The organism is Flavobacterium aquatile LMG 4008 = ATCC 11947, from assembly GCF_000757385.1.
Lineage (GTDB): Bacteria > Bacteroidota > Bacteroidia > Flavobacteriales > Flavobacteriaceae > Flavobacterium > Flavobacterium aquatile.
Genome location: NZ_JRHH01000006.1, coordinates 1 through 21,571, shown reverse-complemented (window position 1 = coordinate 21,571; position 21,571 = coordinate 1). Strand labels below are relative to the sequence as shown.

Annotated in this window: 16 protein-coding genes; 2 read left to right on the top strand and 14 right to left on the bottom strand. The window is 32.7% G+C overall.

Annotated features, from left to right (window positions below; genetic code table 11):
• Positions 1-44 precede the first annotated feature (44 nt).
• Both LG45_RS14665 and LG45_RS16190 read left to right on the top strand, forming a co-directional pair.
• Positions 45-929 carry a hypothetical protein gene (locus LG45_RS14665; protein ID WP_035128541.1) on the top strand — a complete coding sequence of 295 codons (885 nt, stop codon included), beginning with the start codon at positions 45-47 and terminating at the stop codon, positions 927-929.
• A 121-nt stretch (positions 930-1,050) separates the two neighbouring features.
• The gene (locus LG45_RS16190; RefSeq protein ID WP_052087619.1) at positions 1,051-2,055 is read left to right on the top strand and encodes a hypothetical protein; all 1,005 of its coding nucleotides are present in this window, start codon (positions 1,051-1,053) and stop codon (positions 2,053-2,055) included.
• A gap of 101 nt (positions 2,056-2,156) precedes the next feature.
• On the opposite strand, the gene LG45_RS14655 is transcribed toward LG45_RS16190, so the two are convergent.
• The 14 genes from LG45_RS14655 to LG45_RS14590 form a co-directional block, all read right to left on the bottom strand.
• Positions 2,157-2,846: a hypothetical protein gene (locus LG45_RS14655; RefSeq protein WP_035128539.1), complete on the bottom strand. Its 690-nt coding sequence runs from the start codon at positions 2,844-2,846 to the stop codon at positions 2,157-2,159.
• 161 nt (positions 2,847-3,007) lie between these two features.
• A complete protein-coding gene (locus LG45_RS14650) occupies positions 3,008-3,553 on the bottom strand; it encodes a hypothetical protein (RefSeq protein WP_131494669.1) in 546 nt (181 codons plus the stop codon).
• Between the two features lie 542 nt (positions 3,554-4,095).
• Positions 4,096-6,498, bottom strand: a complete 2,403-nt coding sequence (locus tag LG45_RS14645) for an alpha-ketoacid dehydrogenase subunit alpha/beta (protein ID WP_035128535.1) — start codon at positions 6,496-6,498, stop codon at positions 4,096-4,098.
• Between the two features lie 186 nt (positions 6,499-6,684).
• A complete protein-coding gene (locus LG45_RS14640) occupies positions 6,685-9,489 on the bottom strand; it encodes a gluzincin family metallopeptidase (RefSeq protein ID WP_307725776.1) in 2,805 nt (934 codons plus the stop codon).
• Positions 9,486-10,376: a hypothetical protein gene (locus tag LG45_RS14635; protein WP_035128532.1), complete on the bottom strand. Its 891-nt coding sequence runs from the start codon at positions 10,374-10,376 to the stop codon at positions 9,486-9,488. Before LG45_RS14635 ends, LG45_RS14640 begins: the two co-directional genes overlap by 4 nt.
• A gap of 5 nt (positions 10,377-10,381) precedes the next feature.
• Entirely contained in the window at positions 10,382-11,815 is a 1,434-nt protein-coding gene (locus LG45_RS14630) for an MBOAT family O-acyltransferase (RefSeq protein ID WP_035128530.1), read from the bottom strand.
• Between the two features lie 82 nt (positions 11,816-11,897).
• On the bottom strand, positions 11,898-12,623 hold the full coding sequence (locus LG45_RS14625; RefSeq protein ID WP_035128528.1) for an LOG family protein: 726 nt from the start codon (positions 12,621-12,623) through the stop codon (positions 11,898-11,900).
• Positions 12,624-12,681: 58 nt separating this feature from the next.
• The gene (locus LG45_RS14620; protein ID WP_035128526.1) at positions 12,682-13,143 is read right to left on the bottom strand and encodes a DinB family protein; all 462 of its coding nucleotides are present in this window, start codon (positions 13,141-13,143) and stop codon (positions 12,682-12,684) included.
• A 21-nt stretch (positions 13,144-13,164) separates the two neighbouring features.
• Entirely contained in the window at positions 13,165-13,704 is a 540-nt protein-coding gene (locus LG45_RS14615) for a GNAT family N-acetyltransferase (protein ID WP_035128523.1), read from the bottom strand.
• A gap of 1 nt (position 13,705) precedes the next feature.
• Positions 13,706-16,537 (bottom strand): excinuclease ABC subunit UvrA, encoded by a 2,832-nt coding sequence (gene uvrA / locus LG45_RS14610; RefSeq protein WP_035128522.1) that lies wholly within the window; start codon positions 16,535-16,537, stop codon positions 13,706-13,708.
• Between the two features lie 170 nt (positions 16,538-16,707).
• Positions 16,708-18,654, bottom strand: coding sequence for an OmpA family protein (locus LG45_RS14605; RefSeq protein WP_035128520.1), 1,947 nt, complete (start codon positions 18,652-18,654; stop codon positions 16,708-16,710).
• A 13-nt stretch (positions 18,655-18,667) separates the two neighbouring features.
• Entirely contained in the window at positions 18,668-19,576 is a 909-nt protein-coding gene (locus tag LG45_RS14600; protein WP_035128519.1) for a PorP/SprF family type IX secretion system membrane protein, read from the bottom strand.
• A 64-nt stretch (positions 19,577-19,640) separates the two neighbouring features.
• A complete protein-coding gene (locus tag LG45_RS14595; protein WP_035128517.1) occupies positions 19,641-20,477 on the bottom strand; it encodes a T9SS type B sorting domain-containing protein in 837 nt (278 codons plus the stop codon).
• On the bottom strand, positions 20,474-21,571 hold a 1,098-nt coding region (locus tag LG45_RS14590; protein ID WP_035128515.1), incomplete at its 5' end, for a DUF7507 domain-containing protein. The genes LG45_RS14595 and LG45_RS14590, both read right to left, overlap by 4 nt.

The window sequence follows — 21,571 nt, the reverse complement described above, 5'->3', positions numbered from 1 at the left end:
TAACGTCTATCTTTACAAAATCAAAAATTAAAAAAAATACTCCTATGGAAAATCAAAAAAGTAACTCGTCTTTAAAAGTTGTAATTGCTGTACTTTCACTGCTATTACTAGGAAGTTTATTCTACATTTACAAGTTAACAACTGATACTTCTACTTTAGAAAATGTTGTAAAAACTGAAAAAACTGAGAAAGAAAATGTATTAAAAGATTTGCAAGAGCTAAAAACAACTTATGATGCTGCAATTGCAGAAAACACGTCAATGAGTGATGAACTTATTGCAGAAAGAGAAAAAGTGGTAAACTTAATTTCGCAACTAGAAAAATCTAAAGGAACTGTTGCCGAACTTTCTAAGTATAGAGGTCAGTACAATGCTTTACAGGTAAAAATGAACAGTTTAATGCAAGAAGTTGATGTGTTAAAGAAAGAAAATCAATCTTTGACTACTAATTTAGATTCAACAAAAGTAGTTCTTGAAGATACTAAAAATTACACCAAAACTCTTGTTGGACAAAACGAAGAATTGACTAAAACAGTTGAAAAAGCGTCTAAATTGACAATTTCAAATTTAAAAACTTCAGCTTACAAGAAAAGAAGTTCTGGTAAAGAAATTGCTACTGAAAAAGCAAGTAGAGCGGATATCTTAAAAGTAAGCTTTACAATTGCTGAAAATGCTGTTGCAAAAACTGGCGACAAACAATATTACGTTCAAGTAATTGATAGTAAAAACAATGTTCTTGGAGATAAAGCTACGGCGACATTTGGAGAAAATTCTTTGACGTACAGTTTTATAACAACAGTTCAATACGAAAACAAATCGGTTCAAGTAACAGAAAATTTGCCAGGTAAAGATTTTGCAAAAGGAACTTACTTTGTAAATGTTTTTGATAAAAACGAATTGGTTTCTAAAACTAGTTTCACACTAAAATAATTTCAATTATAATTGACTTAAAAGGTGCGCATTTGCGTGCCTTTTTTGTTTATAACTTGTGAGTTTATCAACTACTACTTATAGCTTTTTTGGTGTTATTTTGTGTTATAATCCTAAATCAATGAGCAACAAAAAAAGTGTACCAATTTTAATCGGAATTATAGGTCTTCTATTAATTCTTCTTGCAGGAAGTATTGGTTACATTTTGGGTGGAAACTCTTTCAATTCTATAACCGAACCTTCAAGCATCAGCAATGATAAAAAAGTATTGCAAGAAATTGAAGAATTAAAGTTGATGTACGACACTAAAATCGCAGATAAAACCAATACTTACAAAGCTTTACAAGAAGAAAAGGAACGCGTAAAAATGTTAGTTTTAGAATTAGAAAAAACTAAAGGCGATGCCAATTCACTTATAAAATACAAAACCGAATACCAAAATTTAGAATCTAAAATGAAGGTTTTAGTAGATGAAATTGTGGTTTTAAAAGGTAAAAAAAGCAAAGTAGTTTCTAAAACTCCAAAGCCAAAACCAACAAAGGAAATTACAAATTCAACCGAAATTACTATTCCTAAAACAGATAATGTTGTTCCAAAAAAGGAAACTCAGGCAGAGGCAAAAAAAGAAGTTGCTACAGCTAAACAAGAAGATGTTTTTTCTAAAGTTGCTACTTCCAAACCAGAACCAGTAGTTACTAAAACCGAAACACCAGCACAACCAAAATCTTCAGAAAAAAAATATGCCAAAGTTTCTATGTCTAATGTAAAAGCCGGAGCATTTATTTCTAAATCGGCATCTAAACAAGAAGAAACTACAAATGCAAGTCGAGCCGATTTACTTAAAATTACATTCACTTTAGACGGAAATCCAAATGCTAAAGCTGGCGATAAAACCTATTATTTTCAAATCATCAACGGAAAAAATAATGTTTTAGGAAAACGTGTTACCGAATTTTTCGACAACGAATCATTGACTTACAGTTTCAAAAAATCATTTGATTATAACAACGAAACTACAACCATTACTCAAGAATTTCTTCAAGAAGAGTTCCAAAAAGGAGTTTACTTTATCAATATTTTCGATAGAGATGATTTGGTAGGAAAGACAAGTTTTACTTTGAAGTAGGTTTTAATGTTTATGATCTTCGTCATTCCTGTGAGAAGTAACACTCAATTTCTTTTAAAAAAGCGAGAAAACTTGATTTGGATTTAGATAAAGCAATACTTTTAAAATTTATATATTATTTTCAAGTCAAGATTAAAATTGAAAGCAGTTGCTTTTCCTTCATTACGCAAAAATCCATCATTAACCGGAAATACAAATGAGTTAGGTCCTTCATAATTTAAATCTTCCATTTGGTTCACAACGTTAGAATATTTCACATCTCTACTTCGTAAACCTACTCCAACTTTTTGCAGTAGCGCCAATTTAGTGGTGATATTGTAAATTAAACTATGATTGATGTTCATTCCATATTTAATCCTTTTGTAATCTGCTGCATCGTAATTATAATAGGTGTTATTTTCTATGTTAAAATATCTTTCATTTTTGAATTTGTCTGAATGATTTATGTAAAATAATTCTAATGAAAGTAAATGTTTTAATTTAGATTTTGGTCGTAAATCATAATAAAACTCAGGTCTAATTTCAAATAGTTTGTAGTCATTGTCAATCCAACCGCCATCTTCTGCAAAATTTACAGATATATTTTTAGAACCATAACCAAGTTCTAAACCAACCCAATATCGTTTATCGACTTTTCTGATATATCCCAAATTCCATCGTGGCGCATAACTTATTAAAGGTGAAAATGTACTAAAAGTAACAATTGATTTGAAATCATTAGGTTGCTCTTGAGCAAAATTGAAGTTTGAAATAAGAAGAATTAAAATTATAAGTTTTGAGTTTAGTTTCATTTTTTGTTTTGTGAAGAATTTTTATAAGTTTTCATGGACTAAAGAAGAGATTTACATAGGATTTTTTGCTTTATTTTAAATGCTTATTTGATACAACATTAACTTTAATTTTAGTTTGGAAACCAGTAATCTTGCCAAACGCCTGTTATGGGCAGTACTTATTACCAATCAGGTTTGTAAATTAAAAAATCTTTTGAAATATTTATTGGATTGTAAGTGTAAGTGAAATCTCCAGACAATACTTCAATTTCTCCATTTGGGTTTTTCCGTAATATTTGTTTCACAAAGCATTGTCCACATTGTGCATTTACAAAATACGATTGAATTATAAACTTTTTATTTTTGAACTGATATAAATTGCTTTCAGCTTTTTTCGGATTGTAAGATTCAACATTGTTTAGATTAATATTTCTAAATTCTCCGACTCGACCATTCGCATAAAATTTCAGATATTTTGGATTCGAATCTACGTTTTTTTTGAATTCAAGTTTCATATTTTCATCTTGCAATCTATTTTCTATAGCAATTAGCTTATATAATTTTGTTGTATCAATAATTTCGTAAGCCTGATTATCTTTATTTGGTTTTATTCTTTCGAAGTTAAAATTAACACGTCTTTGCCCGAATTCATTCAAATGTGAACAACTCTGTGTAATTATACTTACTAAGAAAATAAATATGTATAAGTGAACTCTTTTATGCAGCATCTGTATTTAAAATTACTTAAGTTTTTTTCATTTTCTAACCTCTACGAGGTATTGCCCATAACTTATTTTTATGCGAAAAAAACTTTCGCCAATCACACCATTTTAGTAGGTATATGCGAAAGTTTACTTTAACAAATATATCAAAACCTTCCAATATAATTAATTCCAAACGTAGTATTTATCAAATACCGTGGTTGACCACGTCCTGAACTCCGTTTACCACGTTACCCAACGTGGTAGATGACGTTAGTAACGTGGTTGACCACGTTATACAACGTGGTAAGTGGGGTTCGTAACGTGGTTGACCACGTCATACAAAGTGGTGAATGGGGTTCATAACGTGGTAGACCACGTCACCCAACGTGGTAAACGCACTTCAAGACGTGGTTGACCACGTTACCCAACGTGGTAAATGGCGTTGTATAACGTGGTCTACCACGTTGAACAACGTGTCTAATGGGGTTAATGCTTATTTTAAATAAAAATTCCCTAATTGCTTTTACAATTAGGGAATTAATAATTTATTTTTAAACTGCTAGTTGCTAGTACAAACTTGGGTAAACATCTGGTTTGGCTTCGTTCATGATGGCGTAAACTTTTTCGTAAATATCTTCTACAGATGGTTTAGAGAAATAATCACCATCGGATCCATAAGCAGGACGATGTGGTTTGGCAGCCAAAGTTTGAGGCGCGCTGTCTAGATGTTGGTAACCGTTTTGTACTTCTATAATTTCTTGCAAAATGTAAGCACTTGCACCACCAGGAACGTCTTCGTCAATGACTAAAAGGCGGTTGGTTTTGGCAATACTTTTTACAATATCGTGTTTAATATCAAATGGTAACAAAGACTGAACATCGATGATTTCACAGTTAATTCCAACTGCTTCTAGTTCGTTTGCCGCTTGTTCTACCAATCGTAATGTTGAACCATAAGAAACCAAAGTGATGTCTTTTCCTTCTTTAAGTGTTTCAACAACACCAATTGGAGTTTTGAATTCGCCTAAATTGGTTGGCATCTTTTCTTTCAATCGGTAGCCATTCAAACATTCTACAACCAATGCTGGTTCGTCTGTTTGCAATAACGTATTGTAAAATCCTGCCGCTTTGGTCATGTTTCTCGGTACCAAAACGTGAATTCCACGAATGGCATTGATAATCATTCCCATTGGCGAACCAGAGTGCCAAACGCCTTCTAAACGATGTCCACGAGTTCTAATTATTAACGGTGCTTTTTGGCGACCTTTCGTTCTATATTGTAATGTTGCTAAATCGTCACTCATGATTTGAATAGCATACAACAAATAATCTAAATACTGAATTTCTGCAATTGGACGCAAGCCACGCATCGCCATTCCGATTCCTTGACCAAGAATAGTAGCTTCACGAATTCCGACATCAGCCACACGAAGTTCACCGTATTTTTCTTGCATTCCTTCTAAACCTTGATTCACATCGCCAATATTTCCGGCATCTTCACCAAAAATTAATGACTCTGGATATTTAGAAAAAATAGCATCAAAATTATCTCTAAGCACCAAACGCGCATCCACTTCATCGGCAGATTCGTCATAAGTTGCAGGAACTTCTGTCGCTGAATAAATATTAGAATTTGATTCAGAAAATAGGTGAGAGCTAAATTTTGGCTGAATTTTATTCGTGTAATTTGTTATCCAAGTTGCCAATTGTGATCTCGTATTTTCTTTCACAATCATGCGCAACAATTTTCGTGCTGTAGTTAAAATTTCTTTGCGAATAGGTTCTTTAATCGAAGCTAAATCGGAAGTGATTTTTTCGATAAAAATTTTACTTTCGCTAGAAGGAGCAATCGAATTTAGTAAGGCAACCAATTCTTTTTGCTCTTCTTTTGTTGGATTTGTAAACGAAGTCCATGCGGCTTTTTTGCCTTCAAGAACGTCTTTTTTTGCTTGATTGTCAATTTCATCCAATTCTTCGGCTGTCGCCAAATTGTTCTCAATCAACCAAATACGCATTTGAGCTAAACAATCAAATTGTGCTTCCCATGCTAATCGATCAGCATTTTTATAACGCTCGTGACTTCCAGAAGTGGAATGTCCTTGAGGTTGTGTAAGTTCTTGAACGTGAATTAATACCGGAACGTGTTCTTCACGAGCAATGGCACCAGCTTTTTCGTAAGTTGCCACCAAAGCTGGATAATCCCAACCTTTGACGTTTAAAATTTCATATCCTTTATTGTTTTCATCACGTTGAAATCCCCTTAAAATTTCAGATATATTTTCTTTAGTTGTTTGATGTTTTGCGTGAACCGAAATTCCGTATTCGTCATCCCAAACGCTCATTACCATTGGAACTTGTAAAACGCCAGCAGCATTTATAGTTTCAAAAAACAAACCTTCAGAAGTTGATGCATTTCCAATTGTTCCCCAAGCCACTTCATTTCCGTTTTCAGAAAAATTAGTTTGATTGATTCCAGAAACATTTCTAAATATTTTAGAAGCTTGAGCCAAACCTAATAAACGTGGCATTTGTCCGGCAGTTGGAGAAATATCGGCGCTCGAGTTTTTTTGTTGGGTTAAGTTATTCCAATTTCCGTTTTCGTCAAGCGAATGCGTTGCAAAGTGTCCGCCCATTTGACGACCGGCGCTCATTGGATCAAAATTGATGTCGGTATGACCATACAATCCGGCGAAGAATTGTTCGATATTCATCGCACCAATTGCCATCATAAAGGTCTGGTCACGATAATATCCCGATCGGAAATCACCATTTTTAAACGCTTTTGCTAAGGCAAGTTGTGGCACTTCTTTTCCGTCGCCAAAGATTCCAAATTTTGCTTTACCAGTTAGTACTTCACGTCTTCCTAGTAAGCTACATTCTCTACTTATTGTGGCAATTTTATAGTCGTTTAAAACTTCGGCTTTAAAATCTTCAAAAGTAATTTCGACTTTGTTTTGTGTTTCGGTCATAATTGAAAAAATCTTCTTAATCCAACAAATTTAATGAAAAAGAAGTAAATTTCACTAATCTTAAGAAAAAATATAATTTAATTATTGATAATTATACAGACAATTTTTGTTCTTTGATTGAATTTTATGCAGTAAAAAATTAAAAATGATAGTAATTGTTTAAAATACTATTTTGATTTCTAATGATTAGAACCATTTTCTTGTAAAAAGATTAATTAGAGTATCGGGTGAAAAAGTTACAATAAAACGAATTTTTTGACCATAATTTGGGTCAGTGATTTCCCAACCATTACTTGAACGAACTGGAAGATAAAGTTCGAAATAATCGGTAACTAAGTTAAGACGAATTCCACTATCATAAATGAATTTTTCTTTAGAATATTTGTTTTTTATCAATCCCATATCGCCATAAATTTCAATCCAATTCCAAATATTAAAACTGGCATTTGTTGTTGCAATCCATTGATTGGCATAACGTGTATCGAAAACAGATTTGAATCCGCCTTCGGCAATAATGATTTGCTGGCTAAAAAGTCCGGTATTTTCTGAACGTCCAAGATATTCATAATCAAATAAATAATCGGTTGGACGATCGATTCCAAAACTAAAAAAATCGGAGGTTGTATTTCTGTAAAGGAAAGTTCCTGCGTAAAATCGTAAATTAATTTGTCGGTTGTTGTTGAATAATTTTCGGTATTCAATTTCGGCTGCCAGTTTTCCGAATTTATTAGAAAATTGCACATCAGAACTAAAATTAAAATGATTAGTAACTTCGGTTTTGTTATTGAAATATTTAGCATTAAAAACAGTATAATTTTCTGTAGTAGCATCTTCAACTACAAAATTTGATTTTTCTCTATTTACTGTTACTTGTCTAAAAATTAGTGCTTGTTTTCTATTATCACGTAAATTATTTTGTCTAAAACGTAAAGAAACTGATGGATTATACCTTGTATAAATAGCGTCTGGCGCATAATGAAATAATGCTCCGCTAAAGGAATATCTTACTTGATATAATCTACTATTTCTATTGTATTGGTTTACAGAAACTACTCCAGAACCTGATAATGACTGGGTTTTGGTAGAATATGAGGGATTCAAATCAAAAGTAAATGGTTTGTCTAAAATGGTTTTATTATGAAAACGCATTCCTGGCAGTAATCCATCATATAAATTGAATTTTAAGGTTGGCACATATAAAATTTGATTATAAAAAGGATCTTCCAAATCTTTCATGAAATTAAATTTTATTGGTTTATTGCTAATTCTAAAAGGTCTTAGCGATTGCCAATTGTTGCGAAGATTGAATTCTGGAACTTCGTTTTTATAGTTGATTACGACTTTATCGGCTTGATTTCTCTCAAAAGTGTAGATACTGTCTTTTTTTACTTCGTCAATCCATTTTTTAAAAACTACTTCTTTACCTTTCAATCCATAAATCGGAATAGGAACATTGGTTGTAGTTTTATTGGTCAATGAAAAGGAAATGCTGTCTTTAGTTTTGGTTAATTTATCAAATTTATAATCTATAATATCTCTAGAATCAATAATAGTTTTGAAATACCAATCGATATTTTTTGTTGAATTTAAGAAAATGATACTTTCAAAATCTCTTCTTGAGGTTTGATGGTTTTTGTTTAAACTGTAAAAATATTTAATACTTTTTGGTATTATATCTTCCTCTAAATAACTATCCAAATATTTCAAACTCAATCCAGCTCTGTATTTGGATGCGATTTTTTCGTTGAATTTTATTAATTTATTTTTCGGACTACCAAGAGGTTGATCGAGATTTTTTCGAGCCATTAGCATATAAAAATAGCTGTATTGCTCATTGAAATCTAATGAAACCAAGTTATAACCGCGAAGCAATTTAATTTTGGAAACATTACCCATCATTTTCATATTGGGATAATAATTATCAATGTACTTCATCATCGTATAGATTTGAATTCCATCGATTAACCAGTTGTCTTTTCGCGAATCTATTTTTAATGTATTTTTTAAATAATTGTTGAGATAGGTTTTGAGAAATTTTAATTCATACAAAAAACTATCTTCAAACGGACTAATAAATGATGGCAACTGATTTAGTCCATAAAACGGATTTCGTTCATAATCTACTTGTGAAACGGTAATGTTATCGTGCGGATAGCGACCAATATTTTCGGTTACATAATTAACTACTTTATCAATAGCTAACGATTTTTGAATGATATCTAATCGATTGTCTTTTAAGTTGCTATAAACGGTTAAGTCGTTGTTTATGAAGCTTGAAAATGTAATATTTTTTTCTAAATAGATAGAGAAATCCAATCTATTTTTTCCTGTTAAAGTATATACTGAATTGGATACACCAACTTGATTTAATTCGGAAAACAAAGTAAAGCCACTTGGAATTTTTACTTCCAAATCATAATTGGATAATGAGTTATTGATGTCGTCTAGATTTACGTTGCTGTATTTTATAAAACCTTTGTCTTCATAACGAGCTGGCGTTAAAAAACAGTTTTTAATATAAATACTTTCATCAGAACTGTAGCCATATTTTGTAAATTTATCACTCGGAATTTTTACAACATAGGTCAAAACTAATTTTGCAGATTGATGTGGGAAAATCAAGTTATTAAGCTGAATTTCAACCAAATCTGGTTTGTCTTTTGGTCGGCTCCAATTTAATAAAAACCTATTTTCATCAACAATTGATAGTGCAGAAGTTCCGCCACGTTCTTTATCGGAAGCTAAATGAAAATTTCTTATAAATTCGTCTGAAAATCGTTTGCCAAGCGGTGTGTTTTTATCGGAATAAGCATTGTTCCAATCGTTTAGAATGATGCTCGAAATGGTATCGTTAGATTGATTTGAAAAAGTTAATTCTTGGTATACATTTAAAGTCTTCTTTTCTACATCAACATCCACCATCATTTTGGAATAATGTTGTGCAAATGAAGCAAAATGGACTAAAAATATTATGTAAATTATCTTTTTCAATTAACGTTTTTAGGTTTAAAATAGGCGTTGAACACAACTTTGGTAAATTCTATTGCACCTTTTTGATTCATGTGACCACAAGTAGCAAAATACTTGTCATCGGTAACTGCATTCTCAAAGCTACGTATTTCTGGGTAGACTAGTTTTATTTGATCAAAATATTCACGGTTTATAGTCGACATACAAATAGGCGTTGTTATTGCAATCAAATTTATGTTATTCTCTTTACAAATTTTCTTAATATCGTCATAAGATTTATTCCGTTTTGGACTGTATTTTGATAAATCGGCTGGAACTAAAGGTCGCACATTTTTCATTAAAGGATTAAAGCCGTCCAAAGACAAGGCATTTGTTGGCTTATGAATTGCCGAATTATACGTTTCTCTAAAGCCGATTCGAGCATCATAATTCATATAACGATAGAACGGAATGTACAGCAATTTGGGATATTCGTCAATGTTTTTATAATGATCTCTAATGATTTGCGATTGATGAATGTAAGGCATAAACAACGAACGAATGGCTTCGGAATGATCGTTGGTATTAATATTCAAATCAACCTGAAGTATGAGATTTTTGATTTTATATTTTCGTTCAATCATCAGTTTTAGCATCAATGCCGATTCGTCTAAACGTGAACGAGTTATACCAAAATTGAATGTTTTGTATCCGTTATCGTTGAATATCTTCGGTACAAAATGATTGTTAACTCGCGATGAACCTAAGAAAACTACATCGTATTCTTTATCTTTTGAGTTATATAAAAAATCTATTTTAGATCTAGAATCAGATTGCATGAAAACAGCCGTATACAATAAATCAAGCAAAACCATTGTAATGATGATAATTGCCAAACCTTTTGCTAAAAAAATAATAAACTGCCTCATTAGTATTAGAATTGGAAATAAATAAATTCTTTATAATCAGAGAAAACTCCTAAAGCCAAAATTGCAGCAATGCACAATCCTAGTTTTAACCAACTGTATTTTCCAGAAATAGGTTCGATTTTGGAGCGATTATTCCATTCGACTAAAATGAAAACTACAAGTAAGGTTATTAATTCGTGATTGTATCGTTCAATTTTGAAATATTGAGATGAAAAATCTAGGTTTTCAAACATTCTTCTGATGTAACTTATAGCATCGGTTATGGTTTTGGATCTAAAAAATATCCAAGCAAAACAAGTTATAGAAAACGTCATTAAAATATTTAAAAGTGTTCTAACCGATTCAAAATTAATGCCTAATGTAAAATCATCTACATTTTTTCTGTTTCTGTTTAGTAGTAGAAGTGGTAGAAAATACACGGCGTTTATAAAACCCCAAGCGACATAAGTCATGTTGGCACCATGCCAAAAACCACTAACCAAAAAGATGATGAACGTGTTTCTAACTTGAAATAGTTTGTTGCCTTTGCTTCCGCCGAGTGGAATGTATAAATAATCGCGAAACCAAGACGAAAGTGAAATATGCCATTTGCGCCAAAACTCGGCAATATCTCTGGAGAAATAAGGGTAATTGAAGTTTTTTAGAAGGTCAATTCCGAATAGTTTTGAGGTTCCCAATGCAATATCAGAATAACCTGAAAAGTCACCATAAATTTGAAATGCAAAATAAATCGCACCTAAAACCAACGATAAAGAATTGGCATTCTGATAATTATCGAAAATTTCGTTGGCATAAATAGCACACGAATCGGCGATTACCACTTTCTTAACCAAACCCCAAACTATTTGATATATTCCTTCTTTGGCTTTATTGAAATTGAATTTTCTTCTAACTTTTATTTGTGGTAATAGGTGAGTGGCACGTTCGATTGGACCAGCAACTAACAACGGAAAATAGCTTACAAATAGCGAATAATCGACAAAATTTTTCTCAGATTTTATTCTGCCATAATAAATGTCGATGATGTATGACAAACCATGAAACGTGTAGAATGATATTCCGACAGGAAGAATTAATTTCAGTAAAATCGGACTTGCGGTCATACCAAACGATTGCACTAATTCGGCAAAAGAAGCAGCAAAAAAGTTGTAGTATTTAAATATTCCTAGAAATCCGAGATTGATTGAGATGCAAATCCACAGCCATAATTTTCGTTCTGATTGGGTTTTGCTTTGTTCGATTTTCATCGCCGAAACATAATCGAGTAAAGTAGAAAAAACCAACAGAAATAGAAAGCGCCAATCCCAACAAGAATAGAAATAATAACTCGCTAAAATTAATATATAATTCTGATTGATTTTCGATTTATGACCAACAAACCAATACATTATAAAAACGATTGGAAGGAAAATGGCGAAATGTAAGGAGTTAAAAAACATAGCAATATGAATTTTCAAAAATCAAATTCCAAACCCCAAAGATAGTAATTGGAATTTGGAATTTTATAGTTTTGAATTTCAGTTAGAAGTTCGGACTTAAATTGTATTTTTTATAGAATCGATCTAATTCTGCTACCACTTCGTCTTCGGTATCCACAATTTTGATCAAATTTAAATCATCGATATTGGCGTTTTTATGATCTTCAATCATCACGTTTTTAATCCAATCCATTAATCCAGACCAATAGCTTGAACCTACCAATATTATTGGAAATTTACCAATTTTCTTGGTTTGAATTAACGTGATTGCTTCAAACATTTCATCTAAAGTTCCAAATCCGCCAGGCATAACCACAAAACCTTGTGAATATTTTACGAACATTACTTTGCGAACAAAGAAGTAATCAAAATTCAAATTTTTATCTTTATCGATATATGGATTATAATGTTGTTCGAATGGCAATTCAATATTTAAACCAACAGAAGTTCCTTCGCCACGATGAGCGCCTTTGTTTCCGGCTTCCATTATTCCAGGTCCGCCACCAGTGATAACTCCATATCCAGCTTTACTGATTTTATATGCAATACTTTCGGCTAGTAAATAATATTTATTGTCAGGTTTTGTTCTTGCAGATCCAAAAATGGAAACACATGGGCCAATTCTAGCCATAGATTCGTAACCATTCACAAACTCGGACATGATTTTGAAAATCGCCCAAGAGTCGTTGGTTCTTATTTCGTTCCAAGTTTTTTGGTTTAATTTATCCTGAATTTTATCGTCTTCGTTATCGTACTCGTTATGTATCATATCTATTTCGTTTTTGTTTTTTCAGCCTGCTAAATTAGTTCTTTTTTCAAAAAAAATCTTAATTGTGTAGGGTTATTCGTTTCTGTATTTGTAACCGATGTCGCAGGATATGCACTATTGAATGTTCAAGAAGTGCTTCCAAATCATAAGTTGTCCATGATGTTTTAATTATTGTACTCATCATTTCATCATCTGACATTAACCATTTATCCTCAAAGGTTTTTACTTTATATAAAAACATCTTATCTAATTCTTCAATTGCTTCTTTAACAGAATTTATCTCAATAAAAGGATTTGTCTTTTCAGTTCCAAAGCTTGTTCTAGCATAATTCGAATAAGTGTACCCTGAATGGACTATATGATTAGTAATATTTCTAATAGATTGAAAATCTAAATCTAAATGAAAATCAGTTTTTAGAAATAATTCATTTGGAATTGTTTCCAAAACCGCCTTTAATTCATTCAATGCTTTTTGATATTCATCAGTTAAAGCTCCAATTGCTCCAGGTTTGTATTGCATATAATTTCAAGTATATAATTTTTATTTTTCCCATTCCCATTTTAGCAAGGAATAACAATCAGAATCTTCATTTTTTCCATTAACGACATAATCTTCTCGCATGGTGCCTTCTTTTGTAAATCCGTAATGTTGTAATAATTTTAAGGAAGGCGTATTATTTGCATCAATTAACGCTTCAATTCGATGAAGTTTTAATTCGATAAAACCGTAATCTAAAACTTCTTTCAATGCTTCTTTCATCAAGCCTTTTTGTTTGAAAGCTTCATTTCGCATGTTATAAAAAACTTCAGCACGATTATGAGATCTATTCCAAGTGTGAAAACCACATTCTCCAATCGATAAATTAGTTTGTTTATCAATCAACAAGAAAAGAAATAATGACAATCGATGTGTTTCCATTCCTTTTTCATGCATGTTTTTATAGTGATCAAATCCGATTTCGTCAAATCCAAAGTAGTTAATAATTTCTTCTTTAGATTTGGTTTCAAAAAATTCATGAATGATAGCAGGAGTAATGCTTTTCAAAATTAATCGTTCGGTATGTATTTCAAATTGATCCATTTTATGCTAATTCTTTCTTTAAAAACTGCGCTGTATAGCTTTTTTTATTTTTCACAATTTCTTCTGGAGTTCCTTTGCATAGAATTTCTCCGCCGCCTTTTCCGCCTTCCATTCCAACATCAATAATGTAATCGGCTAGTTTTATTACGTCTAAATTATGTTCGATAATTAAAACCGAATTTCCTTTATCTACCAACTTTTGAATTACATCCATCAGCACACGAATGTCTTCGAAGTGCAAACCAGTTGTAGGTTCGTCCATGATGTAAAACGTGTTTCCAGTATCTTTTTTAGATAATTCTGCTGCCAATTTTATACGTTGCGCTTCACCACCAGAAAGTGTGGTACTTTGTTGACCAAGTGTAATGTATCCTAAACCTACATCTTGAATTGTTTTGACTTTTCGGTAAATTTTCGGAATCATTTCAAAGAAATCTACGGCTTCGTCAACCGTCATGTTCAACACATCCGAAATTGATTTTCCTTTGTATCGAATTTCTAATGTTTCTCTGTTAAAACGTTTTCCCATGCAAGTTTCACATTCAACATAAACATCAGGTAAAAAACTCATTTCTATCGTTCGAACACCAGAACCTTCGCAAGTCTCGCATCTTCCGCCAGCAACATTAAAACTAAATCTTCCGGCTTTGTAACCGCGAATCATGGCTTCTGGAGTCATCGTGAATAACGATCTAACTTCTGAAAAAACATCGGTGTAAGTTGCAGGATTCGAACGCGGAGTTCGTCCAATCGGACTTTGATCAATATCGATAACTTTATCAATATGTTCTAATCCTTCAATTTTTTTATAAGGTTGTGGTTTTTTTACTCCGTTGTAAATATGCGCATTTAAAATAGGGTAGAGCGTTTCGTTAATTAAGGTCGATTTTCCACTTCCAGAAACTCCGGTTACGCAAATTAGTTTTCCTAATGGAAATTCAACCGTTACATTTTTTAAATTATTTCCAGTTGCTCCAGATAATTTAATTGATTTTCCGTTGCCTTCACGTCGTTTTTTAGGGACTTCAATTTTTAGTTCGCCGTTCAAATATTGTGCTGTTAACGTGTGTTCTTTTAACAGTTCGGCTGGTGTTCCTTTACTAATAATCTCACCACCAAATTTTCCAGCTTTCGGACCGATATCAATAACATAGTCGGCACATTCAATCATGTCTTTATCGTGTTCTACGACTAAAACCGAATTGCCAATATCACGTAGATTTTTTAGTGAATTAATCAATCGTTCGTTATCGCGTTGGTGCAATCCGATACTTGGTTCATCCAAAATATAAAGCACTCCAACCAGTTGCGAACCAATTTGGGTTGCCAATCTAATACGTTGTGCTTCGCCACCCGAAAGTGATTTGGAACTTCGATTTAATGATAAATAATTTAGCCCAACATCTAATAAAAATTTCAGTCGATCGTTAATTTCTTTTAGAATTTCGGTGGCAATCGTTTTTTGTTTTTCTGATAATTTTGGAGGTAAATTTTGAAACCATTCCGTTAATTCAGAAATATCCATTGCAGATAATTCGGCAATATTTTTATCTTCAATTTTAAAGAAAAGCGATTCTTTTTTCAATCGAGAACCATGACATTCGGGACAATTTATTTCGTCCATAAATTCTTTAGCCCAACGTTTTATTGAAGATGAATTGCTTTGATCAAATTGGTTTTTTATAAATTTAGAAATACCTTCAAAATCGATTTTATAATCTTTGGTGACACCAGCGGTTTTTGAAACTACCGAGAATTTTTCGTTTCCACCGTTTAAAATCATTTCCATTGCTTCTTCGGAAATGGTTTCGATGGCATCGGTTAATTTGAAATTATATTTTTCACCAATTATTTCCAATTGCTTGAACATCCAAGAACTTTTAGATTCGCCAAGAGGAGCAAGGCCACCTTTGTTAATGGACAATTTTGGATTTGGAATGATTTTATTTCTGTTGATTTCGTTTATAATTCCTAAACCATTACAATGTTCGCAAGCACCTTTTGGTGAATTGAATGAGAATAAATTTGGTTCAGGATTTTGATACGAAATTCCGGTTGTTGGACACATTAACGTCCTACTAAAAAAGCGAACATCATCACTTTCATGTTCAATCACCATCATTACATCTTCGCCGTGATACATTGCGGTTTTGATACTTTCCGATAAACGTTTGTCGGTGTCATCGTCATTTTCTACTTGCAGTCTATCAATTACAATTTCGATATCGTGGGTTTTGTATCTATCGAGTTTCATTCCGGTCGTTATGTCTTTTATCTCGCCGTTGACTCTAACTTTTACAAAACCTTGCTTGGCAATTTGCTGAAATAATTCGGCATAATGACCTTTTCTAGCACGAATAATCGGAGCTAAAACATTAATTCGTTTTCCAATAAAATTTTCCTTGATTAGTTCTTTGATTTGCTCATCAGAATACGAAACCATTTTTTCGCCAGTGTTGTAACTAAAAGCTTCGCCTGCGCGAGCGTATAATAAACGCAGGAAATCGTAAATTTCGGTGATGGTTCCAACGGTAGATCTTGGTGATTTGCTAGTTGTTTTTTGTTCGATAGCAATTACAGGAGAAAGTCCGTCAATTTTATCAACATCGGGACGTTCCAATCCGCCAAGAAACTGACGTGCATAGGCCGAAAAAGTTTCTATGTAACGACGTTGACCTTCGGCATAAATTGTATCAAATGCCAACGATGATTTTCCAGAACCAGAAAGACCAGTAATTACTACTAGTTGTTCTCTTGGAATTGTAATATCAATGTTTTTGAGATTGTGAACTCGAGCACCAATTACTTCAATAGTATTTTCGTTTTCTAGCATAATTTTAGTGAAAACGCAAAAGTACGATTTTGTACGTTATTTTTTTATAGACTGTTAAGAAGAATTTGTTAAAGATTACTCTTTATTTTTATTGATTGCATTTAAACTTTTGCAAAAAAAAACACCCAACAAATGTTGAGTGCTTTCCGGGGTTTAAATAGTATTTAAAATTACAATTTTGTAATAATAAATTCAGATCTTCTATTGGCTTGGTGTTGTTCTTCACTACAATCAGATTTGTTTGTAGGTTCACATCCACAATCGTTTACTAGTTGCGATTCACCATATCCTTTTCCTGTTAATCTTGATTTTGCAATTCCTTTAGAAACTAACCAAGCAACTGTTGATTTGGCTCTTCTGTCTGATAACGCCATGTTGTAAGAAGCTGTTTGACGACAATCAGTGTGTGAACGAACATCAATTTCCATTGTTGGGTTTTCAGTCATTAAATCTAAAATTTTAGATAATTCGAATGCTGCATCAGGACGTATAAATGATTTGTCTAAATCGAAATAAATAATTTTGATTCCGAATGTTTTGGCAACGTCATCACCAACAGTAACTTTTTTAACTTCTTTTTCAAGTTCAATAGGAACAAATGTTTTCCCAGTTTCTTCAGCTGTAATTGTTGCAGTTTCTTTTGTAATGTATTCTGGTCTTTGTGCTATGATGTAAAATTTAGTTCCACAAGCCACAGCTCCGAAATCGAATTTACCTTCAGCATCGGTGATTAATTCTTTGATGTATTTATGGTTCTGATCTTCAAGAACAACTTTAGCATTTGCAATTGCAGCACCAGTTTCTTGGTCAGTTACAACACCGGCTAATAATTGTTCACATTCCAATTTTTTAGTTTCTTGAAATCTGTAAATATCATCGCTTCCTTGTCCGCCATCTCTATTAGAAGTTACATAACCAATTCTAGATTTTGCATCAATCAAATAACCAAAATCATCTTTTGAACTGTTTAGCGGTTCGCCCACATTTTGAACACTTTTGTAATTTCCATCAGACATTTCTTTAGACACAAAAACGTCTAATCCACCAAGTCCAGGATGACCATCAGAAGCGAAATATAATTCGTTATCTGCAGATACATATGGGAAAGTTTCTCTTCCTTCAGTATTAATAGTTTTTCCTAAATTTACTGGTGTTCCAAATGTACCATCGCTGTTAATTGCCACTTTAAAAATATCAGATTGACCAATTGTACCAGGCATATTTGATGCAAAATACAATGTTTTTTCATCTGCACTTAAAGTAGGATGAGCTACACTATAATCATTAGAATTAAAAGGAAGTTCAACAACCTCAGTCCATTCGTCACCATCTAAAGTTGCTCTGTAGATTTTTAAAAGTGTTACTCTATCTGAATCTTTTCCTTTCTTTCCGTTTAAGAAATTGTTTCTAGTGAAGTAAGCAGTTTTTCCGTCTTTTGTAAAAGCAGGAGTAGACTCATGAAATTTAGAATTTAGTTTTTTCCCGAAACGTTTTGCATCGCTTAGCGTTCCTTGATCACCCATATCGGCACCGTATAAGTTGGTAAAACTCTCACCAGTCCAAGCGTGTTTTCTGATTCCTAATCCAGCAGTATCTCTTGCTGATGCAAAAACTACTTTGTTTTTGTAGAATGCACTTCCGTAATCTGATTTATCCGAATTGATTCCGGCGTTTTCTAAAGTATAACGACCCGAATTCTTTTTGATTTCAGCTAAATAATCTTTTTGTTCTGCGGCTAATTTACCACGACTGTCATTTCCACTTTTTTCATTGAATTTAGCCAACATTGCATCGGCTTTTTTATAATCTTTAATACCTTTTAATGATTGTGCATAACGATAATAGTATTCGGCATCAAGATCTTGAGTTAAAGCGAATAATTCGGTGTACCATTTTGCAGCACTTTCTAAATCGGCTTTAAAATAATAAGCGTTTCCTAGATTTTGCAACATTTCAACCGATTTGTATCCTTTTTCAAAAAGACGTTCGTAGGTTTTTATTGCATCAACGTAGGCATATTTTTCGTATTCCTTATTGGCTTTAGCTTCTTTAGTTTTTTGTGCGTAGTTATTCAACGAAATAATGAAAACTAATGTAGTGTATATAATTTTTTTCATGATGGTTGCTTTTTTAGAAGAATCTTGGTGAAACTATTTTGTTCTCACGTTTGAACAATTCAAAACGTAAAAATACTTCGTGAGAACCCGAATTGTATCTTCTCAATCTAGTAGTTTCTAAATCGTATCCATATCCAATATATATTCCGTCTGATACTTGAAATCCAGCCATTAAACTCACTGCTGCACTCCATCTCCATGCTGCTCCAAGAACAAATTTTTCATTGATTAAAAAGTTTCCAGAAACGTCAACTTGCAATGGTGCACCTTCAACTACTTTAGTTAAAAAAGCAGGTTTGAATTTTAAACTTTCAGTCACATCAAATACATAACCTCCAATAAAATAGAAGTTCATTCGTTCTTTGTTGACTACAAAATCGTTATCAGAATAGCGTTTAGTTTCAAAGAAATTGGGTACAGATGCTCCAAGATATAATTTATCGGAATGGAAATAAACTCCAGCTCCAACGTTAGGAGAAAAATTGTTATCTAGGTTTTGCAATGATGGATCACCAGCTTGCTCCGGATTTAATTTGCTTACATCCAAATTGAATAAGTTAGCTGTTCCTTTAACTCCAAAAGATAATTTATACGTTTCAGAGGTTTGAATAGTATAAGAGATATCTGCCGAGATAGTGTTTTCATTAGTTGGACCAATTTTATCATTAACAAACGATAATCCACCACCAAGATTAGAACCTAAAGGTGCGTTTATAGAAAATGCATTAGTTGTTGGTGCACCATCTAATCCAACCCATTGTGTTCTATGCAATCCAAAAATACTTGTCACACCACGTGAACCTGCATACGCTGGATTCACATTAATAGTATTGTACATGTATTGTGTATATTGTGCATCTTGTTGCGCATAACTCACAAAACCCGTGAATAATAGAGCGAAAAATAAAAATTTTGTTTTCATTTATTTTGGTTTTTTAAATCAATAGCAGAGAGTAGTATTTCAACTCTCTGCGATTTTTTTTGGATTATCTTGTTAAATATAAATATCCTTTTTCAGTACTATAATCTCCTTCAATAGTTTTGTATTTCAATATGTAAAAATACGTACCATTTGGTAATTCAGACGATTGTTTAACAGTATTTCTTCCTTCAGATATACCTCTAAATGCTTTGTCGGCATTGTTATAGTTTTGAACTTCATATACTAAAACACCCCATCTATTATAGATTTCTACTGTATTCTCTGCATAACAAGGATCTGTAATATTCTCAATCGAGAAGTATTCATTCGTATTGTCCCCATTAGGAGTGAAAGCATTATGGACTACTAAAGTAACACAATCTGCAACTTCACAAAAATCTCTTCTCACTTTTAACGTAATTTCGATTATTCTTGGACATTCAGGATCGTTGTTTTCGTATCTAACAATATACTCACCATCAGCTAAATTTAAAGGAGTAAACTCACCAGTTGCCTCATTTAATGCACCAGAATTACTCACATCAGTATAAGTTCCATTTGAAGAAACAACTCCAGGATATTGAGCATTTATTTCAGCCGCAATATCGATTATTAAATCAATATCAATAGTACAAATTGAATCTAAAACCATTGTTCTAAAGTAATTACTAACAGTAACATTTACTGTTTGTGTTACAGTTGCTTGATTGTTACAAGAGTCAGATGCTGTCCATGTTCTAATGATAGTATAACTTCCATTCTCTGAAACTTCAGAAGGAGTTTCTGTTGATGTGATTGTAATATCTGAAGCAGATGAACAAGCATCACTAAATGTTACAACAGGCATATCCGGAATAGCATCACAATTTACATTTATTACAGCATCAAGTGTTGATGTCAATACAGGAGCTGTAGTATCTTGAACAGTAAAAAAGTTACATTCGTTGGAAGTGTTTCCACAAATGTTGGAGCTGTTGTGTCTTGAACAGTTATTGTTTGAACGTGAACTATGTCATTATTAGATGCATCAGTCGCAGTCCATGTATTTACTATTGTATAATTACCTTGACAATTTCCTGGAGTTATAATTTGTACATGTGTTACAATAGGAGTACTACAAGAATCTGTCGCAGTTAAAATAGGTGTAACAGGAATATTCGAACAACTTACTGTTATATCTTGTGGTAGAGGTATAGGTGTTGTCCAAGTAGGATCCGTTGTATCAATTATATTGATTATGACTGTTGCAATATCACATGTGTTTGGCGATACTGTACTACAAATTTGGTAAGTATATGTATATGAACCAACAGGAACAGCGCTAGTCATTGTAATAGCTCCAGAATTATCAATGATAATATTTGGATTATTTCCGCTCAATATTGTTAAGGTAACTTGACTATTACTATTAGAATTAACAGGGTTTGAACCATAAGTATCATTACTTAAAATATTTCCAATTGTTCCAGTTCCATCACATGCAACGCTATTGTAAGTGTCATTTACAGCGTCTATTAATGGTGTAATGGTACAAGTAGGACAACCAACTACAGGCTCACAAGTAGTACAAGGAGTTGGGTCAGAAGAGTCATCAGTCGCTGGAGGTCCAGAAGGCGGTGTTCCAGTAGCAGTTGCTAAGTTGTTTACTTGACCAGCATCGATATCAGCTTGAGTTACTGTGTAAACAGCAGTAAACGTAGTTGAGTCAGAAGCACCTGCGGCTAATGTAGCTAAAGGCCCACCAATTATTGTAACAATTGGGTCGGTTATTATAATATTTGTTAAAGCAATTGTACTTGTGTTAGTTATTGTAAAAGCATATGTAATCGTGTCACCAACAGATACACCAGATGGAAGATTTGAATCAACATAAGTTCCTTCTTTTAATAGTTCAATACTTGGAGTATAAACAGGTACCGTTACTATTGCAGTATCACAATTCGTTGGATTGGTTACTTGACAAATTTGGTATGTTAATGTGTAGTTTCCAGCAGG